The following is a 6,420-nucleotide window of genomic DNA, read 5'->3' as shown; positions in this document are numbered from 1 at the left end:
AAGGCCGCGAAATCGAGGATGCAACCGGGCCAGTGCCGGGGGCGGGCGCATCGGCGCACCACGCTGGGGCTACCGGGGCGGCGGGTGCTGTGCTCGCAACTGTGGACGGGCAAGACCCTCGATGACCACAAAGCCGACCGCATCGAGTTTGTTCGGCAACTGCTCGCCCACGTCGGCATCACCCGCCCCGCCCGCGATCCACGCCGCTACACGTGGAACACCGTCGCTCCTGGTACTCGCATCCCGTCACGGGCTTACCTGCTGATGCACGCGGTGGCCGAACGGCTCGGGTGGCGCGCGGAGTACGAGAAAGCGCTGTTGGCTTCGCAGCATCCACCTGAACCGACTACCGGCGAGATGGGGTACTCGCCGCAACCGGGCGCGGTAGATGTTTCGGCAAGCGAGCGGGCAAGTGATGGGACAGCCGAACAGTAGGCAGCGTCGTGAGGAGTGGACCGACGAAGAACTTGCCTACCTGGATCGGGTACAGCAAGACATCGCCGGTCCACTCACCGAATACCAGCTGACGGTGCTGCGGCGGTGGTGGAACGGCGGCTACCGCCGATCACGCGACTAGCCGGGTGATCTCAATCGTGTCGGGGCCTGCGGCAACTCCCCACCCCTTGCGCTTACCCACCGCCGACAGTATCCGGATGCTCAGCAGTGACCGGATGATGTCGCGTTTGGCCTCCAGTGGCGTCAACTCCTCGTCGTCCCACTTCGCGCGGGCGTCTGGTCCTGCGGCGGCTACGACATGAGGCATCGGCAAACTGGCTTGCGCGCGACGCTCAGCAGCCAAGATCGCCGGTTCCTTGCGCGCCTTGTACCGCTTGATCTCTGCCGGGGACAGATCGGCGTCAATCGCCTCGTCCAACCACTTCTCGTACTCCGCGCGCAGTTTCTTCGCCTCCGCCAACGCGGCCACGGCATCCGCATCAGTGCGCGCGAGCGAACGCAACAACTGCGGGTCTTCCAACCGGCGCAACACCGTCTCAACCACCAAGTCATCGACCAGCGCAGCGTTACGACCCAAGCAATTCCGATATTTGCACACGTAATACAACCCGTGCCGCTTCGTCGGAGCACGCCCGGCGATAGGACCATCACACTTCCAGCACCGCGCGATACCCGACAGCAGATACCGGTGTGCGCTGCCGCGTGCCGGGGCGCGACGCGGGTCGGAGAGCAGCGTTTTCAACCGTTCGTGCTCCTCGACCGAAATCAACCCCTCCCACGTGGCTTTCACCGTCCGCCGCTGGCCTTGCTCGTCGGTGTGGGCGCGCAGTCCCGCCGCCGCCTCACGCAGCAGCACCACTCTCACGGTGATCCCGGTCCAATGCGTGCGCCAATCCTTCGGGCACCCGCAAGTGCGCCGATCGACCTTTTCCACCACGCGGCGACCGTCTTTGGTCGAACACCGCGCGCACGGCATGGCATCGTCATGCGTCGGAATCAACACACCCTCAGCGGAGAGCCAGCGCGCGATACTGCTCAACGATTCCCCGTCCAACGCACGCCGTGCCATCTCCCGGAAGATCGGCCCGTTCGTCGGGCACGGCACACGCCCGATCGCCCGGCCACGCTTATAAACGATCTGGAAACCGAAACTCTCCTTGCCATGCGGCTTCCCATCCAGAAAGTTTTGCGCAAGCGCGCGCATCGTATCCTGTCGGTTGCGCTCGGGTGCGTGCTCGTCCTCCACCGCGTCTTGAGCAACCCGTTTGCGGTCGTCGGGGTCGTTCATGTCATAGAGCACGCCGCCGTAATACCAGTACACGCCGAACTCCGCGCACAACTCCCGCAACTCGGCCAGATCCCCCAAACGCCGATTCGCCCGAGACGACGACCAATTCACCAACACCCCGCCCCGGCTTTCGCCCCGGCGAATACGCGTCGCCAACGCTTCCAGCTCCCGACGCAACTCCGCACGCCCCGGCCGCTGCTTACGCGCATGACGAGTAGCACCCACCGCACCCTCATCGATCACCTTGCGAACAGGCCACTCGAAACGAGCGCACTCCTGCCGTCCCCACGCAATCTGCTCCTTCGGAGACCGCTCCCCCTTCTGCTTCGTCGCCTTCGACACGCGAGCAGTAATGATCGCGTCCAAACCAGGAAAATCACTCGGATTGATCGGCATAACACCAGGTTAGGACACCTACCCCCCTAAATGAACCTCTCGATCATCCGCTACGGCGGCATGATCGCGCTGCCGAGCCCTGCCGACCAGGGGACCAAGTTCCGCGCGTGGATTACGCGACCGGACACCGCCTTTCGCCCATCCGGCTGCGTGGTCGTCGCGGCGATCCGCCATTGCGTGGCCGCGAAGCTCGCGCGCGGTCGACGGGTGATCGCATATGCCTGACCGCGTAGTCTCCCCGATCCCGTCAGAGCCGGATGTGCACCTGTCGGTGTTCTGGCACGGAGCCCGCCTGGACTTCGTCGCCTGCGTAACGGCCGCATGCCTTTTCGTCCAGGAATGGCGCGCCCGCCACTGGCACGACGCGGTGGAAGTATCCACAGACACCACCGACGACTACCCCAGACTCCCGTGCGAACGCCTCTACCTGGAGCCCTGACAGCGCCTTACCGACGTCGCCCCGGCAAAGTCCGCGACACGCGTCCGCGAGTGGCACACCAGCGAGAGGGTCACTCGCGTTTTGCCGCAACCATGTGCCACTCGTGGCGGCATCGCTTCGAGAGAGGGGGCACGCCCGGGATGGGGCTGACTCCGGGCCTTGGCGGAGCGCAGGCATTCGAACGTCCCGGCGATTCGGGTTCAGGTTGCGCACGTGCCGTCGAGCTGCGAGCGGGCGCGGGATGCGATCGGCAGGATGTTCGGGCGGCCTTTGCTCCTCGTCGGCCTGGAGACGGCCTGAGAAGCGTTGCCAGGCGCGCCCGAACATCCGGCGATCTACAACAACCTCACTTCAGCAGCGCGCGGCTCATCACGACGCGCTGGATCTGGTTGGTGCCCTCGTAGATCTGCGTGATCTTGGCGTCGCGCATCATGCGTTCGACCGGGAAGTCGGTGGTGTAGCCGGCGCCGCCGAACAGCTGGACGGCGTTGGTGGTGACTTCCATGGCCACGTCGGAGGCGAAGCACTTGGCGGCGGCGGAGATGAAACCGAGGTTCTTCTCGCCGCGCTCGGCGCGAGCGGCCGAGGTGTACACCATGAGGCGGGCGGCCTCGATCTTCATCGCCATGTCGGCGAGCATGAACTGGGTGTTCTGGAAGTCGGCGATCGACTTGCCGAACTGCTTGCGGTCCTTGGTGTAGGCGATGGCCGCGTCCAGCGCGCCCTGGGCCAGGCCGACGGCCTGCGCGCCGATGGTGGGGCGGGTGTGGTCGAGGGTCTGCAGCGCGGTCTTGAAGCCGGTGCCCGGCGCGCCGATCATGCGGTCACCCGACACCCGGCAGTTCTCGAAGTACAGCTCGGCGGTGGGGGATCCCTTGATACCGAGCTTGTGCTCCAGCGGGCCGACCACGAAGCCTTCGTCGTCCTTGTGCACCATGAACGCCGAGATGCCGTTGGCGCCCTTGTCCGCGTCGGTCACCGCCATCACGGTGTACCAGGAGGACTTGCCGCCGTTGGTGATCCAGCACTTGGAGCCGTTGATGATCCAGTCGTCGCCCTCCTGCTTGGCGCGGGTGCGCATACCCGCCGCGTCGGAGCCCGCCTCGCGCTCGGACAGGGCGTAGGAGGCCATCTCGCCGTTGACGATGTCCGGCAGCACCTTCTGCTTCAGCTCCTCGGAGCCGTTCAGGATCAGGCCCATGGTGCCGAGCTTGTTGACCGCGGGAATCAGCGAGGAGGAGCCGCAGACACGCGCGACCTCTTCGATCACGATGCAGGTGGCCACCGAGTCGGCGCCCTGGCCGCCGTAGGCCTCCGGCACGTGCACGGCGTTGAAGCCGGAGGCGTTGAGCGCGGTCAGCGCCTCCTCCGGGAAGCGGGAGTTGCCGTCGACGTCCTTGGCGTGCGGGGCGATCTCCTTCTCCGCGAGCGCACGGATCGCTTCGCGCAGCTCATCGTGGAAGTCCTCGAGCTTGAACAGGTCGAAATCGGGGTTTCCCGCCATGGGGCCTTCACTCCTGATCGTCGGTGGGCGCCGCTTTCCCTCAGACAAAAGCAGCGAATCGGCACTCAGTGCCACTCATGAGTCGAGTATACCCACATGGACGCCGATAAAGTGGGCCAATGATGTGGCACTCAGTGTCAGATCGGTCGCACTTCGATCCGGCTCACAGGGTACCCAGCTTGCGAACCAGCAGGTCTGCTATCTGCCTCGGCGAGACGTCGCGGGGAAACACGGCGACGACCAGTTCGTCGGCGTTCGCGGCGCGCCCTGCGCCGCGCGGGATGGCGGCCAGCTCCATCCGCAGGTCCGCGGCGCCCGCGTCCGACTCGCCGCGCACCATCCGGCGCAGCAGATAGTTGTGCGTCGCCGTCACCGCGGCGGTGAACTGCACCCGGGCCAGATCGGGGACGTCCGGCAGCCGCTCACGCAGGTAGTCGGTGAACAATCGTTCGTAGCGGAACACCGTGACGATCTCGCGCTCCCGCAGCGCGGGCACCCGCCGGACCACCTGGTAGCGCCGCGCCGCGATCTCCCGCCACTGCGTGAACCGCTCGAACACCTGCACCACCGCCGAGCACACCGCCTCCCATGGGTCTTCCCGCGACGCGGCCAGGAACTCCGCCGCCTGCGCCAGCTGCGACTCGTGGTCGGCGAAGATCACGTCCTCCTTCGACCGGAACTGCCGGAAGAACGTGCGCCGGGAGATGCCCGCCGCTTCCGCGATCTCGTCGACGGTCGTCGCCTCGTACCCCTTCTCGGCGAACAACCGCAGCGCCTGATCCACTACCGTCAGCCGAAAATGCGCGGTGTCGTCGCCTCCCCGCGTCCGAGCGATATCCCCTGTAGTCACGAACACACACCGTAGTCAGCGGCCGGGAGTGCGAGTCCCCGACACCGGAAGCATTCGCGGTCCGCCGCCGTATCACCAGGTCGACGGTGCTCGATCGCAGTGGCCGCGTCTCGGCGAGACCGACCGTGCTCCCAACCGGCGTCGCCGCGATCGTCGCGGTGACCAGGGCGCGCCGCGCGTTACCGCAACGGAGCCGTGCTGGATTCCCCGCCGATCGTGTTGTTCGGGCCGATCTCGGCATGGCGGGTGAGAAATCGCAGCACCGACTCGAGCGACGAGCCCCTCGCCGACGTGGCGACCGTGATGGCTCCGATGCTGCCGTGGTCGGTCCCTGGTCTGAACACGCTGACCGACACCCCGTTCATTCGCGCAGCCGATCAGCGTGCACAAGCATCGACCGCATGCCCTTCGTCTGGTCAGCTCCCGAGGGTTGCCGACATGTCGGCCGGCGTTGCGACACCCCGAAGTCTCTCCGCGCCGATGGCGGCACGGCGTGCGCGCAGCCCGCTGACCAGGCACAGCGTGACGCCGAGCGCGAGCCAGGCAAGCAGGACGAGGACCGCGTGGGTGGCTCCGCGACCGTCGAAGAAGGCGGTGGAGCGCAGCAACCGGCCACCGGCACCGGGCGGCAGCGCCTGGCCGAGCGCGCCGGACCAGCCGGGCAGCATTGCGGGTGCGGTCGCGGTACCCGAGAGCGGGTTACCGATGAGCATCATGATCACGGCGCCGATTCCGATCCCGGCGTATCCGAGCAGCGCCTCCAGCCCGAGAACGGCCGAAGCGGTGGCCGCGATGGACAGCGCCACGGCGCCGGAGTTGGCGAGGTAGGAACCGCTGAGCGAGCCGAGCCAGAACTGCAGGATCGCAGCGACGGCCAGGCCGCCGGTGACCGCGAAGGCGAGCGCTCCGGTGAGCCGACGAGCGGTGCCGCGCACGAGCCGGGTCAGCAGCCCCGCGGCCAGCAGACCGCCCATGACCAGGGGCAGTGCGCCTGCCGACAAGCCAGCGCCGCGCGGGTCGTCGGCGGGCAGGGCGGCGAGGTCGCGGACCGCCGGGCCGGGCTTCCCTTCCTGCGCGAGGCCGCTCGCGATGCCCTGCAAGGTCTGGGCGACCGCGGTGCTCGCGGCGGAGGCGACGATGACCTGGGGAGCGCCGGAGCTGAGATCGATCGCCCCGTACACCCGCCGGTCGCGAATCAGGGTTTCCGCGGCCGCGGTGTCGGGGACCTCGGTGATCTCGAAACCGCCCGGCAGCCGTTGCTCGAGCGCCGTGCGGACCTGGGCGACCGCGGTGGCCGGACCGGCGACGGCGATCGGCACATCGTGCACCGATGACCGCGCCGACGGCCAGGCGAAGGCGATGAGCAGCACGCTGACGATCGCCGTGAGCAGGGCGACCGCTCCGGCCACCGTCGGCCATCGGGACGGGAAAGTGTCGGCGAGCGGCGCCCGCGTGGTCATGTCTACTCCTCGAACGGTGGGGCCGGT

The 6,420-nt window shown here is 67.4% G+C and carries 9 protein-coding genes; 4 read left to right on the top strand and 5 right to left on the bottom strand.

Annotated features, from left to right (window positions below; translation table 11 throughout):
* Together ON21_RS38140 and ON21_RS38135 are read left to right on the top strand one after the other, a co-directional pair.
* Nucleotides 1-435: replication initiator (locus ON21_RS38140; RefSeq protein ID WP_373281103.1), on the top strand; the 435-nt coding region annotated here is incomplete at its 5' end.
* Nucleotides 416-577, top strand: a complete 162-nt coding sequence (locus ON21_RS38135; protein WP_157170718.1) for a hypothetical protein — start codon at nt 416-418, stop codon at nt 575-577. The genes ON21_RS38140 and ON21_RS38135, both read left to right, overlap by 20 nt.
* Here the strand turns inward: ON21_RS38135 and ON21_RS35610 are convergent.
* Nucleotides 566-2,140, bottom strand: a complete 1,575-nt coding sequence (locus ON21_RS35610) for a recombinase family protein (protein ID WP_083880408.1) — start codon at nt 2,138-2,140, stop codon at nt 566-568. The two genes, ON21_RS38135 and ON21_RS35610, sit on opposite strands and share 12 nt — an antisense overlap.
* Nucleotides 2,141-2,170: 30 nt before the next feature.
* Between ON21_RS35610 and ON21_RS05500 the strand changes: the two genes are divergently transcribed.
* Together ON21_RS05500 and ON21_RS05495 are read left to right on the top strand one after the other, a co-directional pair.
* Nucleotides 2,171-2,365, top strand: coding sequence for a hypothetical protein (locus tag ON21_RS05500; protein ID WP_051020375.1), 195 nt, complete (start codon nt 2,171-2,173; stop codon nt 2,363-2,365).
* Nucleotides 2,358-2,579, top strand: coding sequence for a hypothetical protein (locus tag ON21_RS05495; protein ID WP_039796241.1), 222 nt, complete (start codon nt 2,358-2,360; stop codon nt 2,577-2,579). The genes ON21_RS05500 and ON21_RS05495 overlap by 8 nt, the downstream gene beginning before the upstream one ends.
* A gap of 346 nt (nt 2,580-2,925) precedes the next feature.
* Here the strand turns inward: ON21_RS05495 and ON21_RS05490 are convergent, their stop codons facing one another.
* From ON21_RS05490 to ON21_RS05475, 4 genes are all read right to left on the bottom strand, one after another.
* Nucleotides 2,926-4,083 (bottom strand): acyl-CoA dehydrogenase, encoded by a 1,158-nt coding sequence (locus ON21_RS05490; protein WP_039796240.1) that lies wholly within the window; start codon nt 4,081-4,083, stop codon nt 2,926-2,928.
* Nucleotides 4,084-4,246: 163 nt separating this feature from the next.
* A complete protein-coding gene (locus ON21_RS05485) occupies nt 4,247-4,933 on the bottom strand; it encodes a TetR family transcriptional regulator (protein ID WP_051020378.1) in 687 nt (228 codons plus the stop codon).
* A gap of 179 nt (nt 4,934-5,112) precedes the next feature.
* Entirely contained in the window at nt 5,113-5,277 is a 165-nt protein-coding gene (locus ON21_RS05480; protein ID WP_157170717.1) for a hypothetical protein, read from the bottom strand.
* Between the two features lie 72 nt (nt 5,278-5,349).
* Nucleotides 5,350-6,393, bottom strand: a complete 1,044-nt coding sequence (locus tag ON21_RS05475; protein WP_051020373.1) for a hypothetical protein — start codon at nt 6,391-6,393, stop codon at nt 5,350-5,352.
* Between the last annotated feature and the right edge of the window lie 27 nt (nt 6,394-6,420).

It is taken from the genome of Nocardia araoensis NBRC 100135 (genome assembly GCF_000308435.1).
Taxonomy (GTDB): domain Bacteria; phylum Actinomycetota; class Actinomycetes; order Mycobacteriales; family Mycobacteriaceae; genus Nocardia; species Nocardia araoensis.
This window is presented reverse-complemented; position numbering and strand designations above follow the sequence as displayed.